Genomic DNA, 23,122 nt, shown 5'->3' with positions numbered 1-23,122 from the left:
ATGCGCAAGGCTGGACGCTTGCCTGCCAGTCGTTAACGCTTACGGGAGGGCAGTGACAGATGTACCACGGGGAACGATTCAACGCCTGGAGCCATTTGCTCGGTGCAGTCGCGGCGTTTGTAGGCGCAGTGTGGATGTTGGTGGTGGCGAGCCTGGATGGCAGCCCCTGGAAGATCGTCAGCGTGGCAATTTATGGTTTTACGCTGCTGGTGTTGTACAGCGCGTCCACCGTGTATCACAGCGTGCAGGGCCGCCGTAAAGAAATCATGCAGAAGGTTGATCACTTTTCGATCTACCTGTTGATCGCCGGCAGTTACACGCCGTTTTGTCTGGTGACCTTGCGAGGGCCGTGGGGCTGGACGCTGTTCGGCATCGTGTGGGGGCTGGCGGTGATCGGCATCCTGCAAGAGATCAAGCCGCGCTCCGAGGCGCGCATCCTGTCGATCGTGATTTATGCGGTGATGGGCTGGATCGTGCTGGTGGCGGTCAAGCCGCTGATCGCCGCGCTGGGCACGGCAGGGTTTACCTGGCTGGCGGCGGGTGGGGTGCTGTACACCGTCGGCATCATATTTTTTGCCTTGGAGGACCGCCTGCGGCACTCCCATGGGATCTGGCATTTGTTTGTGATTGGCGGCAGCCTGCTGCACTTTGTGGCGATCATGCATTACGTGCTCTAACAGACAACACATTTGATCCTCGTTGTTTTGAAAATCGGCTTTTCACAGCCGTTCCAGCAGCTCTCGGGCGCGGTGGCCGAAAATCTCCAGCAGATTAGCCAGCATATGCGGCGGCGGTTCATCGGCGCGGGTCAGGGCGTACAGCGTGATCGGCAGCGGCGGAGTGAGCGTGCGGATGCAGGTGGCGGCGGTCGAAGCACCGAGCGCGGTGAAGGGGTCGATCACCGTGAGGCCGGCGCCGGATTCCACCATCGCACGGGCCAACGAGTAGGTTTGTACGGAGATCGTCACTCTTGGCGGCGGGTCGACGTTTTCCAGGTAGCTGTCGAGTTTTGCCGCCAGCGGGTCGGCGCTGGAAAGACCTATCAGCGGCGTGCCCGCCAGATCAGCCAGGGGCAGCGGGTTGCTCAGCTCGGCATCAGACCAATAGCCTTTGGACGCCAAGGCCACCAACACCCCGTTGGCCAGCACTTGCGTGGTCAGCCCTGGATGGCCAGAGAAGTTGAGCGTCAGCGCCAAGTCAATCTCACGCATCAGCAGCTTCTGCACCAGCTCGCGGCTGTGGTCGCTGGACAACTCGCAGGCCATGTCCGGGTAGTCGCGTTTCCACTCCAGGATTGCTGGCGGCAGCAGTGACAGGGCCAGCGCCGGGATCGCGCCGATGCGCACACTCTGGCCCGGTTCACGGCGCAAACTCTTGGCCAGGCGCCGTACGCCTTGCAGGCTTTCGGTGACTTTCTCCACTTCGCTTTCCAGCGCCAGGGCTTCCGGCGTCGGCTGCAACTTGCCGCGCACGCGCAGAAACAGCGGGAAGCCCAGTTGCAATTCCGCGTGCTGCAACACCTTGGTCACCGCCGGTTGTGACACATGCAGCAGTTGCGCGGCGGCGCTGACGGAGCCGGTCTGGCGGATGGCCTGGAAGATTTCGATATGACGCAGGCGCATGGCAGGTCCATAACCTTTATTTATAGGTGACCCATCTTTATTCATTGTCGGCGGCCTGTCACCTGCCCCTAGGCTTGAGGCCTCTTGATTAAACGGCGGGCGGCGGGAATGGTGCACATTATTGGGGGTGGGGTGATTGGTCTGGCCAGTGCGTATGCGCTGGTGCGCGCGGGCCACGAGGTGACGGTGATCGACGTGCGCGAGACCCTGGGCAGTGAAACCAGTTTTGCCAATGGCGGGCAGTTGTCCTATCGCTACGTGGCGCCGCTGGCCGATGCCGGCGTGCCGCTTCAGGCCATCGGTTGGCTGTTGCGCGGTGACTCGCCGTTAACGCTGCGCCCACGCCTCGACCCTCAGCAATGGCGCTGGATGGCCGCGTTCCTCGGCGCCTGTCGTCGCTCGGTGAACAAACGCAATGCCGCCCACCTGCTGCGACTTGCCTCCCTGAGCCAGGACACGTTGCAGCAATGGCGCGAGGATGATCATCTGGACGGCTTCCACTGGCGGCGCAACGGCAAACTGCTCACCTTCCGTAAACCCAACTCCTTTGCGCATGCCCGCAGCAAGGTCACCGATATCCTTCAGCAGCAGGTGCTGTCGGCCGCCGATTGCGCACGCCTGGAGCCGGCGCTGGCGGGCGGTGGTTTTGTCGGTGGGATCTACACGCCGAATGAGGAGGTGGCGGATTGTCATGCGTTCTGCCAGCGCTTGGCGGCGCGGCTTGAAGCGTCCGGCCGCTGCCGCTTTTTGCTGGGGCGCAAGGTCACTGGCATTCGCCACGCTGGCGGTGGGGTGCAGGCTATCGAACTGGGCGCAGAGGTGATGCCGGTCGAGCATCTGGTACTCGCGGCCGGGTATCGCAGCGCGGAGTTGGGTGTGCCGCTGCCGCTGTACCCGCTCAAGGGTTACAGCCTTAGTGTGCCGATTGGCGCGCAGCACCAGGCGCCGAAGGTGAGTATCACCGACTACGACCGCAAGATCGTCTATGCGCGCCTCGGCGAACAACTGCGGGTGGCGGCCATGGTGGATATCGTCGGCTTCGACGCCAGCCTTGAACCCAAGCGCCTGGCGCTGATGAAACGCCAGGCGCTGGAGACATTTCCTTTGGCGGGCGATTACGCCGATGCGGTGGAATGGGCTGGTATGCGCCCGGCCACCCCGACGGGCGTGCCGCTGATTGGGGCCAGTGTCTATCCCAACCTGTGGCTGAACCTGGGCCACGGTGCACTTGGCTTTACCCTGGCGTGCGGCAGCGGCCAGCTGCTGGCTGAGTTGATCGGGCAACACGCGCCATCTATTGATATGCAGGGCCTTGCGCCCCAGGCTGCTTGAATGTTCACAACCCCAAGACCAACGGAGAAGAACAATGAAAAAAATCCTGTTGACCGGCTGCACCCTGGCGCTTTTGCTGGGCGCACACGCCCATGCGAACCAAGCGCCGTTGGACGGCACGCTGGGCAAGATAGCTAACGCCAAGTCCATCACGTTGGGCTATCGCGATGCGTCGGTGCCGTTTTCCTACGTCGGGGATAACAGTGGCAAGCCCATGGGCTATTCGGTAGAGCTGGCAAACAAGATCGTCGAGCGCATTCAGCAGAAAACCGGAGTGGCGAAGCTTAATGTGAAGTACAACCTGGTGACTTCGCAGACCCGTATCCCGCTGGTGCAGAATGGCACAGTCGACCTGGAATGCGGTTCTACCGGGGTGACGGCCGAACGGCAGAAGCAGGTGGCGTTTTCCTACGGGTTTATCTACGTGAAGGGGCAATTGCTGACGGCCAAGGACAGTGGCATCCAAGGCTTTGCTGATCTTGCGGGCAAGAACGTGGTGACCACCGCGGGTACCACCAACGAGCGTTTCCTCAAAAGCTACAACGCCGACCACAAGGCCAATATGTTTGTGATCAGTGCCAAGGACCATGGCGAAGCCTTCAAGATGCTCGAGACCGGCCGTGCAGCGGCGTTCTATATGGATGACGCGTTGCTTTACGGGGAGCGCGCCAAGGCAAAGGACCCGCATAACTGGGTGGTGGTGGGGAAGGAGCAGTCGCGGGAAATCTACAGCTGCATGGTGCGCAAGGACGACCCGCAGTTTCTTGCGGTGGTTAACGAGACACTGGCTGATCTGTACCGAAGCGCAGAGATCAACGCGATTTACCAGCGCTGGTTTGAATCACCGATTCCGCCCAAGGGCTTGAACCTGGAATTCCCGATGACCAGTGAATTAAGGGCGATTATTGCCAAGCCGGTGAGTGACCCTGTGGAGTAAGGGGGTAACCCGATCCAACGGTGGGCGCTGGTAAGCCAGCTCCCACCGTTTTGATTGGGTTTGCAACGGAAGAGGGTTAAAAGTCGCCCCACAGTTGTTGGGCGACGGCCAGAGCCACTACCGGCGCCGTTTCGGTGCGTAGCACCCGCGGGCCGAGGCGGGCGGCGTGGTAACCGGCGGCTTGCGCGGTTTCGACTTCCTGGTCGGTCAGCCCACCCTCAGGCCCGATCAAAAACGCCAGGCTTGATGGTTTGGCATGGCTGATCATCGGTTCAGCCACGGGGTGCAGCACCAGCTTCAAATCCGCCTCGGTCTGCTTCAACCAGTCCGCCAGCAACAGTGGCGGGTGAATCACCGGTACCGTCGAGCGCCCACATTGCTCGCAGGCGCTGATGGCCACCTGGCGCCAGTGCAGCAGGCGTTTGTCGGCGCGTTCATCCTTGAGGCGTACTTCGCAGCGGTCGCTGAAAATCGGCGTGATCGCGTTGACCCCCAGTTCGGTGGCTTTCTGAATCGCCCAATCCATGCGCTCGCCCCGGGACAGGCCCTGGCCCAGGTGGATATGCAGCGGTGATTCGGTCTGACCAGCAAAGCGCTCCGTGAGTTGCACGGTGACACGTTTCTTACCGACTTCCAGCAAGTTGCCGAGGAACTCCTGGCCGGAGCCGTCGAACAGTTGCACAGCATCGCCTTCGCCCATGCGCAGCACGCGGCTGATGTAATGCGCCTGGGCTTCGGGTAATTCGTGGTCGCCGAGGCTCAGCGGGGTGTCGGTGAAAAAGCGGGACAGTCTCATTTCTGTTCTCTGGAAAAGTTGGTTAGGCAATCAACCTGGATCGCGGAAGCCCGGGTGGAAGTCTTTTGGCACAGCGACACTGACGTTGCTTTTGGTGGCGATGTCGATCCCTTCACTGGCGACTTCAGCCAGGAAGTCGATCTGCTCCGGCGTAATCACATACGGCGGCAGGAAATACACCACGCTGCCTAATGGTCGCAACAGCGCGCCACGTTCCAGGGCGTGCTCGAACACTTTCAAGCCACGGCGCTCCTGCCACGGGTAAGCGGTCTTGGTGGCTTTGTCCTGGACCATCTCGATGGCCAGCACCATGCCGGTCTGACGCACTTCCGAAACGTGAGGGTGGTCCACCAGGTGCGCGGTGGCGGTCGCCATGCGCTGGGCCAGAACCTTGTTGTTTTCGATGACGTTGTCTTCTTCGAAAATGTCCAACGTCGCCAGCGCCGCCGCGCACGCCAGCGGATTGCCGGTGTAGCTGTGGGAGTGCAGGAACGCGCGCAATGTCGGGTAGTCGTCGTAGAAGGCGTCGTAGACGTCATCGGTGGTGACCACGGCGGCCAACGGCAGGTAACCGCCCGTGAGCGCCTTGGACAAACACAGGAAGTCCGGGCGGATACCGGCCTGCTCACAGGCGAACATCGTTCCAGTGCGGCCGAAGCCCACGGCGATTTCATCGTGGATCAGGTGCACACCGTAGCGGTCGCACGCTTCGCGCAGCAGCTTGAGGTACACCGGGTGGTACATGCGCATTCCGCCGGCGCCCTGGATCAGCGGTTCTACGATGACGGCGGCGACGGTGTCGTGGTTGTCCGCCAGGGTCTGTTCCATGGCCAGGAACATGTTGCGCGAGTGTTCTTCCCAGCTCATGCCCTCGGGGCGAAGGTAGCAATCCGGGCTGGGCACCTTGATGGTGTCGAGCAGGAGCGCCTTGTAGGTCTCAGTAAACAGCGGCACGTCGCCCACCGACATCGCGGCGATGGTTTCGCCGTGGTAGCTGTTGGTCAGGGTGACGAAACGCTTTTTGTCAGGCAGGCCGCGGTTGAGCCAATAGTGGAAGCTCATTTTCAGCGCGACTTCGATACACGACGAACCATTGTCGGCGTAGAAGCAGCGTGTCAGGCCTTCAGGCGTCATCTGCACCAGGCGTTCGGACAACTCGATCACCGGCTGGTGGCTGAAACCGGCGAGGATCACGTGCTCCAACTGATCGACCTGGTCCTTGATGCGCTGGTTGATGCGCGGGTTGGCGTGGCCGAACACATTGACCCACCAGGAACTGACGGCATCCAGGTAGCGCTTGCCTTCGAAGTCTTCCAGCCACACCCCTTCACCGCGCTTGATCGGGATCAGCGGCAATTGCTGGTGGTCTTTCATCTGGGTGCAGGGATGCCACAGCACCGCAAGGTCGCGTTGCATCCACTGGTTGTTCAAGCCCATCGTTATCTCCTCGAAGCGGTCCTGCGGCGTGCGCAGGTAAAACAATCGCGCAAGCCTATGCAATGGGCGGCTGTGTCACAAGACATTACCTGTGAATGGGGTGTAAACGCAGGACGGTCTGTCACGTTTCTTCTGGATAGTCCTTAATCCATTGTTAATTTACTCTTCATACCCTCAAGATCGTATTTCTCGATATTTCAAAGCAGAATTTTCCGCTTTAATTCGATAGGTAAATCGCTAGTCTTGGGCGCAGCTACTACGGGATTAAGTACATGCAGTTACGCAATTCACCGGCCCGCTATGGCTGGGTCAGCATGGTTCTGCACTGGGGCGTGGCCTTGGTGGTATTCGGCCTGTTCGCTCTGGGCTTATGGATGGTCGGCCTCGACTACTACAGCGCCTGGCGCAAAGAGGCACCGGACCTGCACAAGAGCATTGGCATCACGCTGTTCGCCATCATGCTGGTGCGTATCGTCTGGCGCTTGGTCAGCCCGCCACCACCGCCCTTGACCAGTTACAGCCGCATGACCCGCATGGGGGCCGCGTTTGGCCACGCATTCCTGTATCTCGGGTTGTTTGCCGTGATGATCGCCGGTTACCTGATTTCCACCGCAGACGGTGTCGGTATCCCGGTGTTTGGCCTGTTTGAGATTCCTGCCGTGGTTTCCGGACTACCGGACCAGGCAGATAATGCAGGCTTGGTGCATCTGTACCTCGCTTGGGTGTTGGTGGTCTTCGCCGGTTTGCATGGCGTGGCTGCGTTGAAACACCACTTTATCGATCGTGATGTGACCCTCACGCGAATGCTGGGGCGCAAAGCCTGATGTTCAACCTCGACTCACAAGGAATAGAAAGCATGTTGAAAAAGACCCTCGCCGCTCTGGCAATCGGTACTGCCCTGCTGTCCGCAGGTCAGGTGATGGCTGCTGACTACAAGATCGACAAGGAAGGCCAGCACGCCTTCATCGACTGGAAAATCAGCCACCTGGGCTACAGCTACATTCACGGCACCTTCAAGGATTGGGACGGTACGTTCAGCTGGGATGCGGCTAAGCCAGAAGCCAGCAAAATCGCAGTCGACGTGAAAACCGCCAGCCTGTGGTCGAACCACGCAGAGCGTGACAAGCACATCGCCAGCAAAGACTTCCTGGACGTTGCCAAGTTCGCCGACGCCAAGTTCGTCTCCACCGCTGTTAAGTCCACCGGCGCGAAAACCGCTGACGTGACTGGCGACCTGACTTTCCACGGCGTGACCAAACCTGTGACCTTCAAGGCCACGTTCAACGGCGAAGGCAAGGACCCGTGGGGCGGCGAACGTGCTGGCTTCAACGCCACCACCACGCTGAACCTGAATGACTTCGGCATCAAAGGCCCAGGCCCGACTTCCCAGACGGCAGACCTGGAAATTTCGCTGGAAGGTGTTAAGCAAAAGTAATTTCTGCCCGTGCACAAAAAAACCGGATCTCAGGATCCGGTTTTTTTATGCCTGAAATGTCGTCAATAGCGGTAGATCAGTCACTTTAATGTTGGCAGGGATATCGCTATCGCAGGCAAGCCAGCTCCCACAGAAAAGCTCATTGAATGTTGCGAAGTCAAAAAAAATGCCCCGCATCAAGCGATGCGGGGCATTTTTATGAGGCGTCTAAAATCAGCGGTTGCGAGTCAGCAACGCTGGTTTTTCACCACGAGGGCGGCCTGGCAGTTGATCCAACTGCTCAGGTGTCGGGAAGCGATCCACTTTCGACTCCTTGTGGATGATCTTCGGCGCCGGGCCACCACGCGGGTTCTGCACGGCCGGTTCGGACGAGCGAGGCTGGTCGTCACGGGCTGGGCGGCGGTTGTTGCTACGCGAGTCTTCGCGACGGGCTTGACCGTCACGCGGTGCGCCATTTCGCGGGCCGCTGCGCTTGGCAGGTGGCGTGCCGGTGGTACCGCCGCTGCTGTTACGCGGGCCGTTCTGACGACCGCCCTGAGGCTGGCCGCCACGTGGCGCGCCCGAACCGGTGCCTGCACCTGCACCCGGAGCTTGCCCACCTGGGCGACGGCCACGACCTTGGGCGGGTTTTGCCTGAGGTACGTAGTCAGCGCGGTTACCGAAGTTATCGATATCGTCGTCAAGGAACTCGTCCGGGGCGCGATCAGCAGCGGCGCGTGGCGGCTGGCTCGGCTGGCGCTGTTCGCGGGCCGGGGTACCTTCACGGGGCTTTTGCTCGCGGGCTGGGCGCTCGCCACGGCCGTTGGTTGGCGCTTTTTCCTTGCCGCCTTTGTCTTTGCCCTTGTCGCGACGACCACCGCCACCGCCGCCGCCGTTCGGGCCATCGCCCTTCGGACCGCGTGGGTTGCGTGGGTTACGCACGTCTGGGCGCTCGCGCGCTTCAGGCTTCTCAGCTTCCACGGCGCTGGAATCGAAGCCCATCAGGTCGCCGTCGGCGATTTTCTGCTTGGTCATGCGTTCGATGCTTTTCAGCAGCTTTTCTTCGTCCGGTGCAACCAGGGAAATGGCTTCACCCGAACGACCGGCGCGGCCGGTACGGCCGATACGGTGCACGTAGTCTTCGTCGACGTTTGGCAGCTCGAAGTTGACCACGTGTGGCAACTGGTCGATATCCAGGCCGCGAGCGGCGATATCGGTGGCAACCAGAATGCGTACGCTACCGGCCTTGAAGTCGGCCAGGGCTTTGGTGCGCGCGTTCTGGCTCTTGTTGCCGTGGATGGCGACGGCGGTGAGGCCGTGCTTGTCCAGGTACTCGGCCAGACGGTTGGCGCCGTGCTTGGTGCGGGTGAACACCAGCACCTGTTCCCACGCGCCGGCGGTGATCAGGTGGGCGAGCAGCGAACGCTTGTGGCTGGCGGCCAGGCGGAATACGCGTTGCTCGATACGCTCGACCGTGGTGTTCGGCGGCGTGACTTCGATGCGCTCCGGGTTGTGCAGCAACTTGCCGGCCAGGGCGGTGATGTCCTGGGAGAACGTTGCCGAGAACAGCAGGTTCTGACGTTTGGCCGGCAGGCGGGCAAGGACCTTTTTCACGTCATGGACAAAGCCCATGTCGAGCATGCGGTCGGCTTCGTCCAGCACGAGGATTTCCACGTGGGACAAATCGACGCTGCCTTGGCCGCACAGGTCGAGCAAACGACCTGGGCACGCCACCAGCACGTCTACACCACGGGACATGGCCTGAACCTGTGGGTTCATGCCAACGCCGCCGAAGATGCAGGCACTGACGAACTTCAAGTCGCGGGCATACAGCTTGAAGCTGTCGTGCACCTGGGCGGCGAGTTCGCGGGTTGGGGTCAGGACCAGTACGCGCGGTTGGCGCGGGCCGTGACGCTGGGATTTGTCCGGGTGACCGTTGGGGAACAACCGCTCCAGAATCGGGAGGGCGAAACCGCCGGTTTTACCAGTACCTGTCTGAGCCGCAACCATCAGGTCGCGACCTTGCAACACGGCGGGAATGGCCCGCTGTTGCACCGGAGTAGGCTCGGTATAGCCCGCTGCCTCGATGGCGCGGACTAAAGCCTCGGAGAGACCGAGGGAAGCAAAGGACATGAGTAATCCTGTTTTAGTTAGGGCTTGGCCCAAAGGGATAATCTTGCCGGGCGTGAATGGCGCTTAGGGGAGCGCAATCCCGTCCGGTCCTGCTGCGTCTGGCGGGCACTCCATCGGCTCGCGCGGGCTAAAAGCTGCGCAGTAGCGGGGTTGGGTGCCTTTTTCAAGACCTCAGCGGCCGGGCGTAAGCCTGGCGGAAAGGCCGGAGTATAACAGAGCAATCACCGCGCGCTGCTTTCCTGCTGCTCAACGGTGCGTCCAGCCCCCGTAATCGCTTGGATTCCACCATATTTTGCGCTCAAGGCGGTGTAGGCGGGCTCTTGCTTGAAACGTTTAAGTTCTGCGGCGAAGCGTTGCACCAGCAGGTCCATGCCCGCGCCACGGCGCACGGCGAGGTACTGCTGCTGGCGGCTGACCACTGCTGGCGCCTGGCTGACCTTGCCCTCCAGGTCCAGTGCCTTGATCACATGCTGACCCACCCGGCGATCGGTGATCAGCAGATCGATGCGCCCGAGCATCAATTTGCCGAAGTTGGCCTCATGACTGGGGGCAGCTTCGCGGTTGAACAGGGTCGAATCGCTGAATTCTGCGCCGTACAGGTAGCCCGGTGACGTGCCGACGGTAAGGCCGCGAAGCGCTTCAAGGCTTTGGGCGGGATGAGGGCGCTCATTGGCGTAGAACAGCACGAACTCCACCTCCGACAGCGGTTCGCTGGGGTAGAGCAGCAAGGCATCGCGCTCATGGCTGTGGAAAATGTCCAATGCGCCATCGGCCTGTCCCTGGTCGAGCATCGCCAGGCAGCGCTTCCAGGGCAGGAATTGCCATTGCACCTCGACCCCCAGGCGCTGGAACACGATGACTGTGGTTTCGTAGTCCAGCCCCTGCATGCTGCCGTGTTCCTCATACACGTAGGGTGCCCAGGGCTCGGTCACAATGCGCAATTTCTCGCCATAAGCGGCCAGGCTCAGGCAAGTAAAAAGGGCAGCGGTCGCAAGCTTCAAAATGATGCGCATGCCCTGAGATTACGACGCTCCTGCATTAAAGAGAAGCTCTGGCGCACACATCTGCGAACGATGCTATTTGGCCTCTGAGGTCATCAGGTGTTCGTAGATGGCTGCGCGCCGCTCGCCAAGTATCAGGCGCACCAGGGGGTTGGCGAACCAGTGCTCCAGTTGGTGCGCGTCGACCGGGCATTTCTGGCGTTCTTCCTGATTCTGCCGGGCCTTGTCCCACCAAACCGTGCCACATGCCTGGTCGAATTCGTTTTCGTGCTCGTAGCAGCCGTAGAGAATCTCGCGGATAAATTGCTGCTTGCGCTTGGGCAGGGCCAGGGTGATCAGCTTGTACACCATGCGCTGCAGGCGCGGCGGGCGTGGCAGGTGGGCGGATACCTTGCGGGTATCGGCCAGTGCCACGGCGCTGGTGGGGGCGGCGCCGTGCTTGGCGACCCACGCCAGGACCTTGGCGCGGAACAGCTGTTTGCGGCTCCAGTAGTGGTGGATCAGGTCCGGGCACTGGCGTACGTTGACCTTGCGGTAGGCGGCAACCGACAGGCAGAACTCTTCCAGAGTGTAGGCTCCGTGGGCCATTGGGAACAGTTCGTCCATCAGCTCAATGGAATGATCCAGCAACGGCGCGTCTTGCCGGGTCAGGCCCATGACGCCGGAGTTGAGCAGCCACATATCGTCGTCGGCCACGCCTTTGTCGGCCAGGTAGTTGGCCAGGGCCTTGTACAGCACACTTTCGCGGTTATCGCCGTACTTGGCCTGGAAGGCATTGCACAACAAGGTGCCGGGGGCGACGCGTTCGAACAGTGCCATGGGCGAGTCGTGGAAAAACGTGTCGGTGTCGATCAACAGCGCCTGTTCCGCCGTTTCAAGCACGTGGCGCAGCAGCACGTGCTTGGTTCGAAAATGGTATCCGTGGGGCTCGCTCCACTGTTTGCGCGTGGCTTCGTCCAGTGCGTGGACCTGCACCGGCAACCCCACGTAGGGCGCCGGGTTGTCGCTGAACACCTGGATGTCCAGCGGCATGTCCTGGGCACCGCCCAAATGTGACAGCGCGCTGGCGATGCTGAATACGGCTTCCTGATGGTAGGTCTCGGCGCCGAATACCAGGTAAACCAACTGCGGGCGAGGTGTCGAGGACGCTGTATTCATTTACTGCGGGCTTCCATTCCAAGGATTTTTGAACAAAAAAGGCCCCCGTATGAACGAGGGCCTGGATGCTACTCAAACGACCTCAGCGCGGCAGCTTGAGGTTGTTCCAGATCGCAAGGCTCGGCTCAGCCTGGTTAAGGGTATAGAAGTGCAAGCCTGGCGCGCCACCTTGCAACAATTCTTCACACATATTGGTGATGACCTCTTCGCCGAACGCCTGGATGCTCTTGACGTCATCGCCATAGGCTTCCAGTTGTTTGCGCACCCAGCGCGGAATCTCGGCACCGCAGGCGTCGGAGAAGCGCGCCAGCTTGCTGTAGTTGGTGATCGGCATGATGCCCGGTACGATCGGGATGTTCACACCCATGGCCTGTACCCGCTCGACGAAGTAGAAGTAGCTGTCGGCGTTGAAGAAGTACTGGGTGATTGCGCTATTGGCACCGGCATTCGCTTTACGGACGAAGTTTTGCAGATCGTCTTCGAAATTGCGTGCCTGCGGGTGCATCTCCGGGTAAGCCGCCACTTCGACATGGAAGTGATCGCCGGTTTCTTCACGAATGAAGCTCACCAGGTCATTGGCGTAGCGCAGCTCACCGCTGGCCATGCCCATGCCGGACGGCAGGTCGCCGCGCAGGGCAACGATGCGCTTGATGCCGGCTGCCTTGTATTGAGTCAGCAGGCCGCGCAGGTCGCTCTTGCTGTCGCCCACGCACGACAAGTGCGGCGCGGCGGGAACTTTGACTTGGCTTTCCAGCTGCAACACGGTGTTGATCGTGCGATCACGGGTCGAGCCACCCGCGCCGTAGGTGCAGGAAAAGAAGTCGGGGCTGTAGCTGGCCAACTGCGTAGCAGTCGCCATCAGTTTTTCATGCCCAGCATCGGTCTTGGTCGGGAAGAACTCGAAGCTGTAGCGACGGTCTTGGGACATGGAGGAGGTCTCCAGCTGCAAGTTGCAAGCTTCAAGCTGCAAGAGGGCGGCGCGCCTGTTCTTGTAGCATGAAGCTCACAGCCCACAACTGCTTAAAGAGCAAGGAAGTAGCAAGCCTTCACACAAACGCTTTTACTTGCCGCTTGTAGCTGAAAGCTTGCCGCTGCTGTCAGTACCTATAAGCGTGCGGCTTGAACGGACCTTCAACGGTCACGCCGATGTAATCGGCCTGGGTCTTGGTCAGTTGAGTCACGACGCCGCCGAAGCCGCGGACCATTTCCAGGGCCACTTCTTCGTCGAGTTTCTTCGGCAGTACTTCCACGGTCAGGCGCTCGGCTTTCTGGGCTGGCGACAGGTCGGCGTACTTCTGGCCGAACAGGAAGATCTGCGCCAGGACCTGGTTGGCGAACGAGCCGTCCATGATGCGGCTTGGGTGGCCGGTGGCGTTACCCAGGTTAACCAGACGGCCTTCGGCCAGCAGGATCAGGTAGTCATCGTTCTGCGGGTTGAAATCACCAGCGCCGGTACGGTGAACCTTGTGCACCTGCGGCTTCACTTCTTCCCATGCCCAGTTCTTGCGCATGAAAGCAGTGTCGATCTCGTTGTCGAAGTGACCGATGTTGCAGACAACGGCGCGCTTCTTAAGGGCTTTGAGCATGTTTGCGTCGCAAACATTCACGTTGCCGGTGGTGGTCACGATCAGGTCGATCTTGCCCAGCAGGGCGTTGTCGATGCTTGCTTCGGTGCCGTCATTGACGCCATCGATGAACGGCGAAACCACTTCGAAGCCGTCCATGCAGGCTTGCATGGCGCAGATCGGGTCAACTTCGGAGACTTTAACGATCATGCCTTCCTGGCGCAGGGACTGGGACGAGCCCTTGCCCACGTCACCGTAGCCGATCACCAGGGCTTGCTTACCCGACAGCAGGTGGTCAGTGCCGCGCTTGATGGCATCGTTCAGGCTGTGACGGCAGCCGTACTTGTTGTCGTTCTTGCTCTTGGTCACCGAGTCGTTGACGTTGATGGCCGGGATTTTCAGCTCGCCCTTGGCCAGCATGTCCAGCAGACGGTGTACGCCGGTGGTGGTTTCTTCGGTTACGCCGTGGACGCGGTCGAGGATCTGCGGGTACTTCTTGTGCAGCAGCTCGGTCAGGTCGCCGCCGTCGTCGAGGATCATGTTGGCATCCCAAGGCGCGCCATCTTTCAGGATGGTTTGCTCCAGGCACCACTCGTACTCTTCTTCGGTCTCGCCTTTCCAGGCGTAAACCGCGATACCGGCAGCAGCGATAGCGGCAGCGGCCTGGTCTTGAGTCGAGAAAATGTTGCAGGACGACCAACGCACTTCCGCACCCAGGGCAACCAGGGTTTCGATCAGCACGGCAGTCTGAATGGTCATGTGGATGCAGCCGAGGATCTTGGCGCCTTTGAGTGGCTGCTCAGCAGCGTACTTGCGACGCAGGCCCATCAGGGCAGGCATTTCGGATTCGGCGATAAAGGTTTCGCGACGGCCCCAGGCGGCGAGGGACATGTCGGCGACTTTGTAGTCGGTGAAATCTGCAGGCGTGTTGACAGCGCTCATGAAGAGCCTCCATTCGTAGTGTGCGAATGGGCGCCGTTGTGCGTTTAGTATCAGGCCGAATAAACCAGGCCGGACAACGCCCCATCCGAGCCTGACAGGTTGAACCTGCTGCAGCGCCCCTCGGACAGGTGGCGGGAGAACGGTGGTGGCCGTTCGAAATCAGGACGATTATAGCTTTCTTTGTCTGGTGAGTGGCAAGGGGCAGCTACAAGCGACAAGCTACAAGCGGCAAGTAAAAGCGAATTGGCTTTTAACTTGCAGCTTGCAGCTTAAAACTCGAAGCTGGGGGCCATAACCCAATCGTCCAACCCCCTCAACGTCGGAGCCCCCCCCATGAACTTTCATACCCGCAAATGGGTAAAACCCGAAGACCTCAACCCCAACGGCACCCTGTTCGGCGGCAGCTTGCTGCGCTGGATCGACGAAGAAGCGGCGATCTACGCCATTGTGCAATTGGGCAATCAGCGCGTAGTGACCAAGTACATCTCCGAAATCAACTTCGTGAGTGCCTCGCGCCAGGGCGACATCATCGAACTGGGCATCACCGCCACCGAGTTCGGCCGCACCTCCATCACCCTGACCTGTGAAGTGCGCAACAAGATCTCCCGCAAAAGCATTCTGACGGTCGAGAAAATGGTCTTCGTCAACCTCGGTGAAGATGGGCAGCCTGCACCTCACGGCCGCACCGAGATCAAGTACGTGAAGGATCAGTTTCAGGACGACGGCCTTCCCGAGTAACCACGCCGCGGTTTGATTTGCTTTACCAAATCATTCCGCATGGATCGTTGCGCGGCGCGCTCATCACTCAGGACCACACCCTGTAGAGAGAGCCCGTGGATGAAAGTGTTTAATTCGATTGCGCAGATTCATCCCTCATTGAGTGAGAAGGGTCATTTCCCGGCCCATCAAGCTGAGAAGACGCCTCTGGTGGAGGGGGTTGGCAAGCGCAACCTGACGCTCCTGCGTGATAACCAGGGACGGGTGGAGGTGATTTTATCGGCACCGCCCGTCACGAGCTTGGTGCTCAGTGGTGGTGGGGCCAAGGGCATCGCTTTTTCGGGGGTGGTGCAGGCACTTGAGGGCGCCGGACAGCTGCAAGGTATCCAATCGACCTCCGGCTCATCTGCTGGTGCGATTTCAGCGGCGCTGATTGCCAGCGGAATGAGGGCTGCGGCGTTCGACAGGTTGTCGGACAGCATCAATTTGCCAAGCCTGTTGAACAGCAGCGATGCCGTGACGGCCTGGATGCAAGAGGCCAGTACGGCACTTGGCAAACTCACTGGCCGCTTGCCCGGCTCCGTCGGCGCGGTTTCTCAGTTGTTGATGACCTTGCTGCCGCGCTTGCAGACTGAAGCCTTGCCCCTGGAAGATTTGATCCGCAACGAGTCGCGCCAGTCGATTCTTGGCCACATCGCGCAAACCCCTGGGGAAACCCGACCCGCCGAAGTCATCGACATTGCTGACAAACTGAGTGCCGGTGGCGGCCCCACGTTTGGTGATCTCGAGGTGTTGAGCCGGCATATTCCTGCGATCAAGCAACTCAATATCACGAGCACCGGCATGTTTGCCGGCCGCCCGCAGTTGGTGGTGTTCAATGCCAGTCTGACCCCGCAGATGGACATTGCCAGGGCGGCGCATATTTCGGGTGCGCTGCCGATGGTGTTCAAAAAGCCGGTGGAGCAAGGTCATGGTTTCCAGGCGTCAGCTGAAACCACCGCGTTCAAAGACGGCGGCTTGCTGCTCAATACCCCGGCGCCAGGCGTGGTGGAAAGGTTATTTCCTGACAGCCCCTTGAACAAATCTGAATCGTTGATCGTCAAGTTCGAGGCTGGCATCACTGATGCGCCAGTGCGCAGTAGGCGTTTTTTCAGCCGTGTGGCCGACCGCATTACAGGCGTTGCGCATTCGGCCGCTGGCGCCTTTCAAGATAAAAAGCTCGAAGCGTTTGCCGATCAGATTGTGACATTGCCCCTCAAGACCGAAAAAGGTGACTTTCGTGGCCTGCTCACGGGCACAGTCAACTTCACTATGCTGCATGAGCAGAAGCAACACCTGCAGGCAAAGGCGCGTCAAGCGGTGGAGGCACATTTGGAGCGTCGCACCACGGCACTTGAGCATCACGCGTTCCATTCGCTGGATGAGGCAGTGCTGGCCATGGATGATGAAATGCTCGCCAGTGTGCAACCGACGCTGCACAAGGACCCGGCCGCTGCTGATGTCCTCATGTTTCGAAAGAGCGCGCAGCAGGTGTTGAAAACCCTGGATGACGCGATTGGCGAGGCCAATCAGTCACAGGCCGCGTTGGTGTTCACGCCGAAAATATCAACGGCATTGCGTAATCTGAATGCGCTCGCCAAAAGGCCTGAGCAGATCGATTGGTTGGCGCGGCGCCTCAATGTTACAGGCCAGCGCAATTTCCAGCAGTTGCTGCAAGTGGCGGCCAGACAGATCGCAAGCGATGCAGTGCCGATGTCCAACGTCATCGGCGGCGCTGTCGCCGAGATGAAACTGCGTGACATAGCGATGAAGGCTGAGAACTTCACACGGGAAGTCATTTATCCCTCGTTGTTTCGGCTGGGCCAACCCGAGTCCAACGTGGAACTGTTGCACCGCGCAGCTCAAGACATAGCGTGGGCGAACACGCCCGCCGAATTCAACCGGGTGCTCGATACCCTCAGTGGCAGCTACAAAGCGCGTAACAAACCCTGGGACAAGGCGTCCGGCTCGACCACTGTGGAGATGGCAAAGGCCTGGCGTGTGCAGGTTTAGTTGCTTGGCCATTGAACAGCCACTGTGGCGGCGTGTCGTAGCTACAAGCACCCCTTGGACTCTGGATAATCATGGCCACTGACGAATCAGGCAAAACCCCTAATCTGTCGCAGGAAGAGCAACAGGACGTCGACAAAAACCAACCGCCCCGTGCGGCGGTGCTGCATGAAATCATCCGCACTCAGGGCGACCAGGAGCTGGAGCGCAATGTGGCTGCGTTGTGGTGGTCGGCGTTGGCTGCTGGCCTGACAATGGGCCTTTCATTGATGGCGATGGGGCTACTCAATTCGCGCCTGCCGGACGGCGAAGGATTCAAGGTTATTGCCAGCTTCGGCTACTGCGCGGGCTTCCTGGCGGTCATTTTGGCGCGCCAGCAACTGTTCACCGAAAACACGCTGACCGCTGTGCTGCCCGTGATGAGCAAGCCCACCCTCGGCAACGCGGGGCGCCTGTTAAGGCTATGGACCGTGGTGCTGGTGGGCAACCTGTGTGGCACTTTGCTGGTGGCTTACGTGATGTTGCACCTGCCGATCTTTGACACCAAGACCGACATGGCCTTCCTCGACATTGGGCGCAAGGTCATGGAAAACGATGCCGGCCAGATGTTTGCCAAGGGCATCATCTCCGGCTGGATGATAGCCACCATGGTCTGGATGATCCCCTCCATGGAAAGCGCCAAGATGTTCATCATTATCCTGATCACCTATCTCATGGCGCTGGGGGACTTCACTCACATCGTCGTGGGTTCGGCAGAGGTCTCGTATCTGGTATTTGCAGGCGAGTTGCCGTGGAAGGATTTCTGGTTGGTGTTTGCCGGGCCGACCCTGGCCGGCAACATCATTGGTGGCAGCTTTATCTTTGCGCTGATCAGTCACGCGCAGATTCGCAGCGAAGGCAGCCTGGCGGGCAAGAAAGCTGCGGACCCGAGGCATCCGCAGCAGATCAACAAGGATCAGTGAGCGTCAGGCGTAGCCTGGGGCTCGTCACGTAGAACCTTTCCAGGCGCTACGGTTCATAGCGGTAGGGTGCGGCCAGATGTTTTTAGTGCTAAAACTCTAATCGCTGTTTAAAACTAAAAAAGGAATGAGTCATGACGGTCGCTTTCTGGTGTGTGTTGATCGCAATTTTTCTGCCTTACCTGTGTACCGGCGTGGCCAAGTTCAGCGGCGGAAAGTTTCGGCCGCGCCACAATCACGACCCGCGTGCATTCCTCGAGACGCTCGAGGGGGTTGCCAAGCGAGCCCACAGTGCACAACTCAACAGCTTTGAAGTCACCCCGGCATTTGCGGCGGCGGTCATTGTCGCGCACCTGGCCGGCACGGCTGAATTGGTGACCATTAACGTGCTGGCCGTGCTGTTTATCACCAGCCGCTTGTTGTACATCATTTGCTACCTGGCGGACTGGGCAATGCTGCGCTCGGTGGTGTGGGCGGTGGGCATGGCGTTGATTGCGAGCTTCTTCTTTATCTCGATCTAACGTTTGACGCGAATCCTCCTGTGGGAGCGAGCAAATCCGCTCCCACATCTTCAGTGTCTGTCAGCTTCCGACAGGTGCATCCGGCACTTGCGGCAACGCTGCGCCCTTGGGCCACAGCATCCAGATCTGGCCTTGCTGTTTCATATTGCCCGCCAGTTCACCGGCTGCATCGCCGGTGCCCCAGAACAGGTCCGCGCGCACTTCACCGGTGATTGCACCGCCGGTGTCCTGTGCGGCCACGGGTCTCGTGATCGGCGAGCCATCCGGCTTGGTGGTCGACAGCCACAACAGAGTGCCCAACGGAATCACCTTGCGATCCACTGCTACGCTGTAGCCAGGGGTCAACGGCACGTTCAAGGAGCCGCGCGGGCCTTCATTGCTATCGGGGCGGGCGCTGAAGAACACATAGCTCGGGTTACTCGCCAGCAGTTCCGGAATACGCTGCGGATGCGCCTTGGCCCAGGCGCTGATGGCACCCATGGTCACGTCTTCTTTCTTCAACTCGCCTTGCTCCACCAGCCAGCGACCGATCGGGCGGTAAGGGTAGCCATTCTGGTCGCCATAACCGACACGAAGTTGGCGTCCGCCCGCCAGTTGAATCCGGCCCGAGCCCTGGATTTGCAGGAATTGCAGGTCCATCGGGTCTGTCAGCCAGGCAATCGGTTTGGCGGTTGAACCCTGGCCGTTGATGGCGCTGGCATCGTCATAGGGCTTGAGTACGCGACCTTCCAGACGACCGCGCAGGCGCTTGCCCTTGAGCTCGGGGTAGATGCTTTCCAGGTTGACGATGATCAGGTCGTCCGGCACGCCGTACACCGGCACGTTGGCTTTGGCGGTCTTGGTCAGGCTGCCGGGGTAGACCGGTTCGTAGTAGCCAGTGATCAAACCGTTCGGGGTGTTGTCGGCCGAGCGCAGGCCGAACACATCCAGGCGCTCTTTTAGAAACCCGCGCACTGCCACTGCGTTGCTCGGGACCGTGGCGGCTGCCGCACAGGTCGCGCCCCATACCGGGTCTGCCTTGAGGCGTTGGCAGGCGCTGCGCCAGGATTCAAAACCGGCCAGCAGGTCGCTGTCGGATACTGTCGGCAAGGCTTCCCACGGCGCACTGACATAGGTGGCGACGGCGTGAGGCTTGGAAGTTTCATCCTTGGCTGTTTCTTTGCCCGCGTCGCAGCCGGCCAGCAGCGCGATCATCGGTAGAGCCCACGCCAGGCGGCGGCTCCAGGGTTTCAAGCTGACATTCATACAAACAATTCCTGAAGCGATTGCCCGCGTCGCAGCGCTTTTGGGCAACCCTTATTAATAATAGGGCTATTGGTCTTTGCGGGCGGGGCGAGGATACTGGCCGCCGTTTCCCGCGACCTCGAAGCCACCATGACTTTTAAAAGACTGACCGTTGTACTGCTGGCCTGCCTGACACTGTCCGCCTGTGGCGGCGTTGATCCGAATTCGCCGCTGGGCCAGCGCAAGGCGATCTTCAAGCAGATGCTCAAGACCGGCGAAGACCTGGGCGGCATGTTGCGTGGGCGCATCCCGTTCGACGGCGCTAAGTTTGCCGAAGGTGCGGTCAAGCTGGATGCATTGTCCCATGAGCCGTGGAAGCATTTCCCGAGCGTGCGCGAAGAAGATCACACCAGCGCCAAGGACGATGTCTGGCAGAAACAGGCGCAATTCCAGCAATTGGCCCGCGACCTTGAGGCGGCCACCGGTGAATTGGTGACCGCCAGCCAAGTGCAGCCTTACAAGGCGAGCAACCTGGGGCCTGCTGTGCAAAAAGTTGAAGATGCCTGCAGCGCCTGCCATAAACAGTTCCGGGACCACTGATCGGTTTTACTGGTCTAGCTCCTCCACGGCATCCTGCAGTTCCTTGCGGGATTCGGCGAGCTTGTCCTTACGTTTGTTGATCTTGTCCGCGTCGCCTTTTCTCATGGCCTTGTCCAGATCGGCCTGACGGCGGCTGACCTCATGCTTGGCGTCGAGCACCTTGTTTTCCCGCTCCTTTTTCAGGGATGCGTCGGTGCAGTTGGCGGTCACTTCGCTCAGGGCTTTTTCCAGGCCGGCTTGTTGCGCACTGTTGCCGTGGGCCTTGGCCTGTTCGATCTGGGTGCTGATGGCTTGGCGCTTGGCGGCGCAGCCGGTGAGCTGCGGTGCTTCCTCCGCAGCCAGTAGCGGAGTGGTCATGAAGCTTGCGACGGTCAACAGGGCAAGCGGTGCTAGAAATTTCATGTGGGACTCCAAGGTCGCAATCTGGTGGCCGGCTGGGGTCTAAAACCCGTCGATGCCGGCCGCGCGTAATGTGTCTGCCAAGGCCTGTACTTGCGGGTCGCGGAAAAAGGCGCTCAATTGCGCTGCGCGGCCCGGGCCGATGCCGTCGATGGCCAGCCAGGCTTGGGTATCTCTGGCGACCAGCGTCTGCCAGTCGCCTTCCAGGTTGTTACGTGCCGCAGGCGGTACACCCAAGGCTTTGAGCCATTGTGCGAAGGGCCGTTGCCGCGCGCTGTGAAGGCTTTTGAGCACTCGCGCACGGCTGCGATCACCGAAGCCATCAATGTTAGCAAGCTCTGCCGCATCCAGGGTCAACCAATCGAGAAAGCCTGCGATTAGACCGGCCTGGATTAATACGTTCCAGGTCTCGCGGCCGATGTGTGGCAAAGCGAGGCCCTCGTTGCCGCTCAGCCAGGTAAGGCGTGCCAGCAATTGTTCTTCACAACCGGGGTCCAGTTGCCAGCAGCTCAACGCGTGGAATTTTCCTGGGTTGGGCACTGGCAGCTCCGCCCTTGTGGTGTTGCGCAGAATGACCTCATCCAACCGAGGAATGACTTGGCCCGCCAGGCTGATCGAAACCTGGTCACCGGGGCGGATATCCAGCGCTTGCCAACGCTTCAATGAGCCCACGCTTACCCGGCTGATCTGCCGGTCATCCAATCGCACCGGTTCCAACGCCAGCATCGGGGTCACGCGCCCGGTGCGGCCGATCTTGAATTGCACGTTACGCACCAGCGCCAAGGCCTTGGCCGCCGGGTACTTCCAGGCAACCGCCCAGTAGGGCGCGCTGGCCTGCCAGCGATCGGCGGGTGCGCGCTGCGCCTGGTGCAACACCACCCCATCGCTGGCGAACGGCAGAGGGTGGTTGTACCAATAGGCGCGCCAGTGCGTGGCTTCGTTGGTGTCGCGGATGGGCTGGCTGTAGCGCCGGCTATCGGTGAAACCCCAGCTTGCCAGCGTGGCCAGGCGCTCGCTGAACCCTGCCGGCCCCTCAGGCCAGGCCCAGACGAACAGACCAATGCCGGCGGCGTCGGTGTCGCTTAATCGTTTGCGGTTCATCAGCCCGGCCACCTTGCTGCGGGCATTAAGCCCTCCGCTTGCCGATTGCACATGGTCGTCGAGGTGCCAATAAAGTTCGCCTTGCAGCACCACGTCGATGGGCTCTGGCAATTGCTGGACAATGCTGGGGATTTTGCGCGCGGAGGCAGACCAGTCGTGGCCCTTGACGCCATCGCCTCGGCTGATGACTTGACTCAGGCGCCCCTGGCGATACACCACAGTCACTGCAACACCGTCTACCTTGGGTTGAATCCATACATCCTCGCGCTTACCCAGCCAGCGACCGACGGCCTGTTCATCCAGCAGTTTCTCCAGACCGGTATGGGCAACGGGGTGAGGCAGGGTGCCGCGTGAACTCGCGAGAGGGTTGTCGGGCGTCGCAGTGGGCTCGGGAAAGCACCGACGCCAGTGAGCCAATCGCTGGCGCGCCTGGTCGTAAAGTTCATCAAAGACCGGGGATTGGCCAAGCCGGTGGTAGCTGTCATCCCACTGGCGGATCTGTTCGGCCAAGGTGTCGACCTGCGAGCGGGCTTCGTCCGGGCAGCCTTCGGCCCACACCCAGAAGGGTAGTGCGCTGAGTAAAAGGGCAAATAATGAACGCATCATGAGCATCCTTGCTCGGAAAGGGTGCCCAGCCTAAATGATCCGCGCGGGCACAAAAAAGCCCCGGCAGTGCGAGGCTTTTTACTGGGTGTTTCTATTTACTTGAACAGCCCGCCCAGGGCTTTCACTGCGTCGGGCTTATCGGCCTTGGCCTCTTGGTTTTGCTGCTTGGCGTCGGCTTTGGCTTGGGCTTCAGAGAGTTTGTTGCAACCTTTGTTGATCTGGTCCTGCGCGGCTTTGAAAGCCTTCACTTTCATCTTGTCCTTTTGGGCTTCGGCGGCATCGATCTTGGTTTGCAGGTCTGCAGATTGCTTCTGGCAGTCGCCGGAATTGCCGCCACCCAGTTGGGAGCCCAGGGCGCCACTCAGTGCGCTCAGGTCGGCGGCGTTTACTGGCAGGGCGAACAGGCTGAGCAGAAGAGCGGCAGGGGCGAGCGTGGAGATGCGCATGAAAAACCTCAATGTTCGATTGCCTGCGCACGTGTCTATCCCGGGCTGGCGCAGGGCAATATCCAAATAAGGTAGGGGGCCCGAGAGGGCGCGGATTCTAGAGCGCCATCATTGTGCCTTCAAGATTTGGATCCAAAAAATGTGAAAGTCATCGCGCGAGTTG

At 60.2% G+C, this 23,122-nt stretch carries 22 protein-coding genes and 1 riboswitch; of the genes, 10 read left to right on the top strand and 12 right to left on the bottom strand.

Features of this window, described 5'->3' with window-relative positions:
• Nucleotides 1–59: 59 nt before the first annotated feature.
• A complete protein-coding gene (gene trhA / locus AACY44_RS11730; protein ID WP_339415285.1) occupies nucleotides 60–677 on the top strand; it encodes a PAQR family membrane homeostasis protein TrhA in 618 nt (205 codons plus the stop codon).
• Nucleotides 678–719: 42 nt separating this feature from the next.
• Here the strand turns inward: trhA and AACY44_RS11725 are convergent, their stop codons facing one another.
• Nucleotides 720–1,622: a LysR family transcriptional regulator gene (locus AACY44_RS11725; protein ID WP_339427657.1), complete on the bottom strand. Its 903-nt coding sequence runs from the start codon at nucleotides 1,620–1,622 to the stop codon at nucleotides 720–722.
• Between the two features lie 108 nt (nucleotides 1,623–1,730).
• On the opposite strand from AACY44_RS11725, the gene AACY44_RS11720 reads away from it, so the two are divergent.
• The gene (locus tag AACY44_RS11720) at nucleotides 1,731–2,954 is read left to right on the top strand and encodes a D-amino acid dehydrogenase (RefSeq protein WP_339415287.1); all 1,224 of its coding nucleotides are present in this window, start codon (nucleotides 1,731–1,733) and stop codon (nucleotides 2,952–2,954) included.
• A gap of 34 nt (nucleotides 2,955–2,988) precedes the next feature.
• Nucleotides 2,989–3,891, top strand: coding sequence for a transporter substrate-binding domain-containing protein (locus AACY44_RS11715; RefSeq protein ID WP_339415288.1), 903 nt, complete (start codon nucleotides 2,989–2,991; stop codon nucleotides 3,889–3,891).
• A 76-nt stretch (nucleotides 3,892–3,967) separates the two neighbouring features.
• On the opposite strand, the gene AACY44_RS11710 is transcribed toward AACY44_RS11715, so the two are convergent.
• Complete coding sequence (locus AACY44_RS11710; RefSeq protein ID WP_339415289.1) at nucleotides 3,968–4,687, bottom strand: 16S rRNA (uracil(1498)-N(3))-methyltransferase; 720 nt, start codon at nucleotides 4,685–4,687, stop codon at nucleotides 3,968–3,970.
• Between the two features lie 30 nt (nucleotides 4,688–4,717).
• On the bottom strand, nucleotides 4,718–6,124 hold the full coding sequence (locus tag AACY44_RS11705) for an adenosylmethionine--8-amino-7-oxononanoate transaminase (RefSeq protein WP_339427658.1): 1,407 nt from the start codon (nucleotides 6,122–6,124) through the stop codon (nucleotides 4,718–4,720).
• A 272-nt stretch (nucleotides 6,125–6,396) separates the two neighbouring features.
• Here AACY44_RS11705 and AACY44_RS11700 point away from each other — a divergent pair, with 272 nt between their 5' ends.
• Nucleotides 6,397–6,948 carry a cytochrome b gene (locus AACY44_RS11700; RefSeq protein WP_339415291.1) on the top strand — a complete coding sequence of 184 codons (552 nt, stop codon included), beginning with the start codon at nucleotides 6,397–6,399 and terminating at the stop codon, nucleotides 6,946–6,948.
• A 32-nt stretch (nucleotides 6,949–6,980) separates the two neighbouring features.
• Nucleotides 6,981–7,559: a YceI family protein gene (locus AACY44_RS11695; protein ID WP_049711142.1), complete on the top strand. Its 579-nt coding sequence runs from the start codon at nucleotides 6,981–6,983 to the stop codon at nucleotides 7,557–7,559.
• Nucleotides 7,560–7,772: 213 nt separating this feature from the next.
• Here the strand turns inward: AACY44_RS11695 and AACY44_RS11690 are convergent, their stop codons facing one another.
• From AACY44_RS11690 to ahcY, 5 genes are all read right to left on the bottom strand, one after another.
• Nucleotides 7,773–9,671, bottom strand: a complete 1,899-nt coding sequence (locus AACY44_RS11690) for a DEAD/DEAH box helicase (protein WP_339415292.1) — start codon at nucleotides 9,669–9,671, stop codon at nucleotides 7,773–7,775.
• A 221-nt stretch (nucleotides 9,672–9,892) separates the two neighbouring features.
• Complete coding sequence (locus AACY44_RS11685; RefSeq protein ID WP_339427659.1) at nucleotides 9,893–10,684, bottom strand: substrate-binding periplasmic protein; 792 nt, start codon at nucleotides 10,682–10,684, stop codon at nucleotides 9,893–9,895.
• Nucleotides 10,685–10,747: 63 nt separating this feature from the next.
• Nucleotides 10,748–11,830 carry a hypothetical protein gene (locus AACY44_RS11680; protein ID WP_339530307.1) on the bottom strand — a complete coding sequence of 361 codons (1,083 nt, stop codon included), beginning with the start codon at nucleotides 11,828–11,830 and terminating at the stop codon, nucleotides 10,748–10,750.
• An 82-nt stretch (nucleotides 11,831–11,912) separates the two neighbouring features.
• Nucleotides 11,913–12,758 carry a methylenetetrahydrofolate reductase [NAD(P)H] gene (metF, locus tag AACY44_RS11675; RefSeq protein ID WP_339415295.1) on the bottom strand — a complete coding sequence of 282 codons (846 nt, stop codon included), beginning with the start codon at nucleotides 12,756–12,758 and terminating at the stop codon, nucleotides 11,913–11,915.
• 169 nt (nucleotides 12,759–12,927) lie between these two features.
• Nucleotides 12,928–14,337: an adenosylhomocysteinase gene (gene ahcY, locus AACY44_RS11670; RefSeq protein ID WP_339415296.1), complete on the bottom strand. Its 1,410-nt coding sequence runs from the start codon at nucleotides 14,335–14,337 to the stop codon at nucleotides 12,928–12,930.
• Between the two features lie 21 nt (nucleotides 14,338–14,358).
• A riboswitch (S-adenosyl-L-homocysteine riboswitch) is annotated at nucleotides 14,359–14,465 on the bottom strand.
• A 205-nt stretch (nucleotides 14,466–14,670) separates the two neighbouring features.
• Between ahcY and AACY44_RS11665 the strand changes: the two genes are divergently transcribed.
• From AACY44_RS11665 to AACY44_RS11650, 4 genes are all read left to right on the top strand, one after another.
• Nucleotides 14,671–15,075, top strand: coding sequence for an acyl-CoA thioesterase (locus AACY44_RS11665; RefSeq protein WP_339415297.1), 405 nt, complete (start codon nucleotides 14,671–14,673; stop codon nucleotides 15,073–15,075).
• A 99-nt stretch (nucleotides 15,076–15,174) separates the two neighbouring features.
• Nucleotides 15,175–17,106: a patatin-like phospholipase family protein gene (locus tag AACY44_RS11660; RefSeq protein WP_339415298.1), complete on the top strand. Its 1,932-nt coding sequence runs from the start codon at nucleotides 15,175–15,177 to the stop codon at nucleotides 17,104–17,106.
• Nucleotides 17,107–17,177: 71 nt separating this feature from the next.
• Nucleotides 17,178–18,065: a formate/nitrite transporter family protein gene (locus AACY44_RS11655; protein WP_339415299.1), complete on the top strand. Its 888-nt coding sequence runs from the start codon at nucleotides 17,178–17,180 to the stop codon at nucleotides 18,063–18,065.
• 131 nt (nucleotides 18,066–18,196) lie between these two features.
• The gene (locus tag AACY44_RS11650) at nucleotides 18,197–18,583 is read left to right on the top strand and encodes an MAPEG family protein (protein WP_339415300.1); all 387 of its coding nucleotides are present in this window, start codon (nucleotides 18,197–18,199) and stop codon (nucleotides 18,581–18,583) included.
• A gap of 60 nt (nucleotides 18,584–18,643) precedes the next feature.
• Here the strand turns inward: AACY44_RS11650 and mltA are convergent, their stop codons facing one another.
• A complete protein-coding gene (gene mltA / locus AACY44_RS11645; RefSeq protein WP_339415301.1) occupies nucleotides 18,644–19,828 on the bottom strand; it encodes a murein transglycosylase A in 1,185 nt (394 codons plus the stop codon).
• Nucleotides 19,829–19,957: 129 nt separating this feature from the next.
• On the opposite strand from mltA, the gene AACY44_RS11640 reads away from it, so the two are divergent.
• On the top strand, nucleotides 19,958–20,407 hold the full coding sequence (locus tag AACY44_RS11640) for a c-type cytochrome (RefSeq protein ID WP_028618262.1): 450 nt from the start codon (nucleotides 19,958–19,960) through the stop codon (nucleotides 20,405–20,407).
• A 6-nt stretch (nucleotides 20,408–20,413) separates the two neighbouring features.
• Here the strand turns inward: AACY44_RS11640 and AACY44_RS11635 are convergent, their stop codons facing one another.
• From AACY44_RS11635 to AACY44_RS11625, 3 genes are all read right to left on the bottom strand, one after another.
• Nucleotides 20,414–20,809 carry a DUF1090 domain-containing protein gene (locus AACY44_RS11635; RefSeq protein WP_339415303.1) on the bottom strand — a complete coding sequence of 132 codons (396 nt, stop codon included), beginning with the start codon at nucleotides 20,807–20,809 and terminating at the stop codon, nucleotides 20,414–20,416.
• A gap of 39 nt (nucleotides 20,810–20,848) precedes the next feature.
• A complete protein-coding gene (ligB, locus tag AACY44_RS11630; protein WP_339415304.1) occupies nucleotides 20,849–22,513 on the bottom strand; it encodes an NAD-dependent DNA ligase LigB in 1,665 nt (554 codons plus the stop codon).
• Nucleotides 22,514–22,608: 95 nt separating this feature from the next.
• On the bottom strand, nucleotides 22,609–22,959 hold the full coding sequence (locus tag AACY44_RS11625; protein WP_049711156.1) for a DUF1090 family protein: 351 nt from the start codon (nucleotides 22,957–22,959) through the stop codon (nucleotides 22,609–22,611).
• Nucleotides 22,960–23,122: the final 163 nt, after the last annotated feature.

This window comes from Pseudomonas sp. RA_15y_Pfl1_P11, from assembly GCF_963970975.1.
Classification (GTDB): Bacteria; Pseudomonadota; Gammaproteobacteria; order Pseudomonadales; family Pseudomonadaceae; genus Aquipseudomonas; species Aquipseudomonas tritici.
Note: the sequence above shows the minus strand (reverse complement) of the source record. Positions and strands in the feature narration are given on the sequence as shown.

Coding starts and splice junctions, on each gene's coding strand:
- AACY44_RS11635 (WP_339415303.1), bottom strand. CDS start 20,809: ATGAAATTTCTAGCACCGCTTGCCCTGTTGACCGTCGCAAGCTTCATG.
- AACY44_RS11625 (WP_049711156.1), bottom strand. CDS start 22,959: ATGCGCATCTCCACGCTCGCCCCTGCCGCTCTTCTGCTCAGCCTGTTC.
- AACY44_RS11700 (WP_339415291.1), top strand. CDS start 6,397: ATGCAGTTACGCAATTCACCGGCCCGCTATGGCTGGGTCAGCATGGTT.
- AACY44_RS11725 (WP_339427657.1), bottom strand. CDS start 1,622: ATGCGCCTGCGTCATATCGAAATCTTCCAGGCCATCCGCCAGACCGGC.
- trhA (WP_339415285.1), top strand. CDS start 60: ATGTACCACGGGGAACGATTCAACGCCTGGAGCCATTTGCTCGGTGCA.
- AACY44_RS11650 (WP_339415300.1), top strand. CDS start 18,197: ATGACGGTCGCTTTCTGGTGTGTGTTGATCGCAATTTTTCTGCCTTAC.
- AACY44_RS11695 (WP_049711142.1), top strand. CDS start 6,981: ATGTTGAAAAAGACCCTCGCCGCTCTGGCAATCGGTACTGCCCTGCTG.
- AACY44_RS11680 (WP_339530307.1), bottom strand. CDS start 11,830: ATGAATACAGCGTCCTCGACACCTCGCCCGCAGTTGGTTTACCTGGTA.
- AACY44_RS11690 (WP_339415292.1), bottom strand. CDS start 9,671: ATGTCCTTTGCTTCCCTCGGTCTCTCCGAGGCTTTAGTCCGCGCCATC.
- AACY44_RS11705 (WP_339427658.1), bottom strand. CDS start 6,124: ATGGGCTTGAACAACCAGTGGATGCAACGCGACCTTGCGGTGCTGTGG.
- AACY44_RS11655 (WP_339415299.1), top strand. CDS start 17,178: ATGGCCACTGACGAATCAGGCAAAACCCCTAATCTGTCGCAGGAAGAG.
- ahcY (WP_339415296.1), bottom strand. CDS start 14,337: ATGAGCGCTGTCAACACGCCTGCAGATTTCACCGACTACAAAGTCGCC.
- ligB (WP_339415304.1), bottom strand. CDS start 22,513: ATGATGCGTTCATTATTTGCCCTTTTACTCAGCGCACTACCCTTCTGG.
- metF (WP_339415295.1), bottom strand. CDS start 12,758: ATGTCCCAAGACCGTCGCTACAGCTTCGAGTTCTTCCCGACCAAGACC.
- AACY44_RS11660 (WP_339415298.1), top strand. CDS start 15,175: ATGAAAGTGTTTAATTCGATTGCGCAGATTCATCCCTCATTGAGTGAG.
- mltA (WP_339415301.1), bottom strand. CDS start 19,828: ATGAATGTCAGCTTGAAACCCTGGAGCCGCCGCCTGGCGTGGGCTCTA.
- AACY44_RS11685 (WP_339427659.1), bottom strand. CDS start 10,684: ATGCGCATCATTTTGAAGCTTGCGACCGCTGCCCTTTTTACTTGCCTG.
- AACY44_RS11710 (WP_339415289.1), bottom strand. CDS start 4,687: ATGAGACTGTCCCGCTTTTTCACCGACACCCCGCTGAGCCTCGGCGAC.
- AACY44_RS11720 (WP_339415287.1), top strand. CDS start 1,731: ATGGTGCACATTATTGGGGGTGGGGTGATTGGTCTGGCCAGTGCGTAT.
- AACY44_RS11715 (WP_339415288.1), top strand. CDS start 2,989: ATGAAAAAAATCCTGTTGACCGGCTGCACCCTGGCGCTTTTGCTGGGC.
- AACY44_RS11640 (WP_028618262.1), top strand. CDS start 19,958: ATGACTTTTAAAAGACTGACCGTTGTACTGCTGGCCTGCCTGACACTG.
- AACY44_RS11665 (WP_339415297.1), top strand. CDS start 14,671: ATGAACTTTCATACCCGCAAATGGGTAAAACCCGAAGACCTCAACCCC.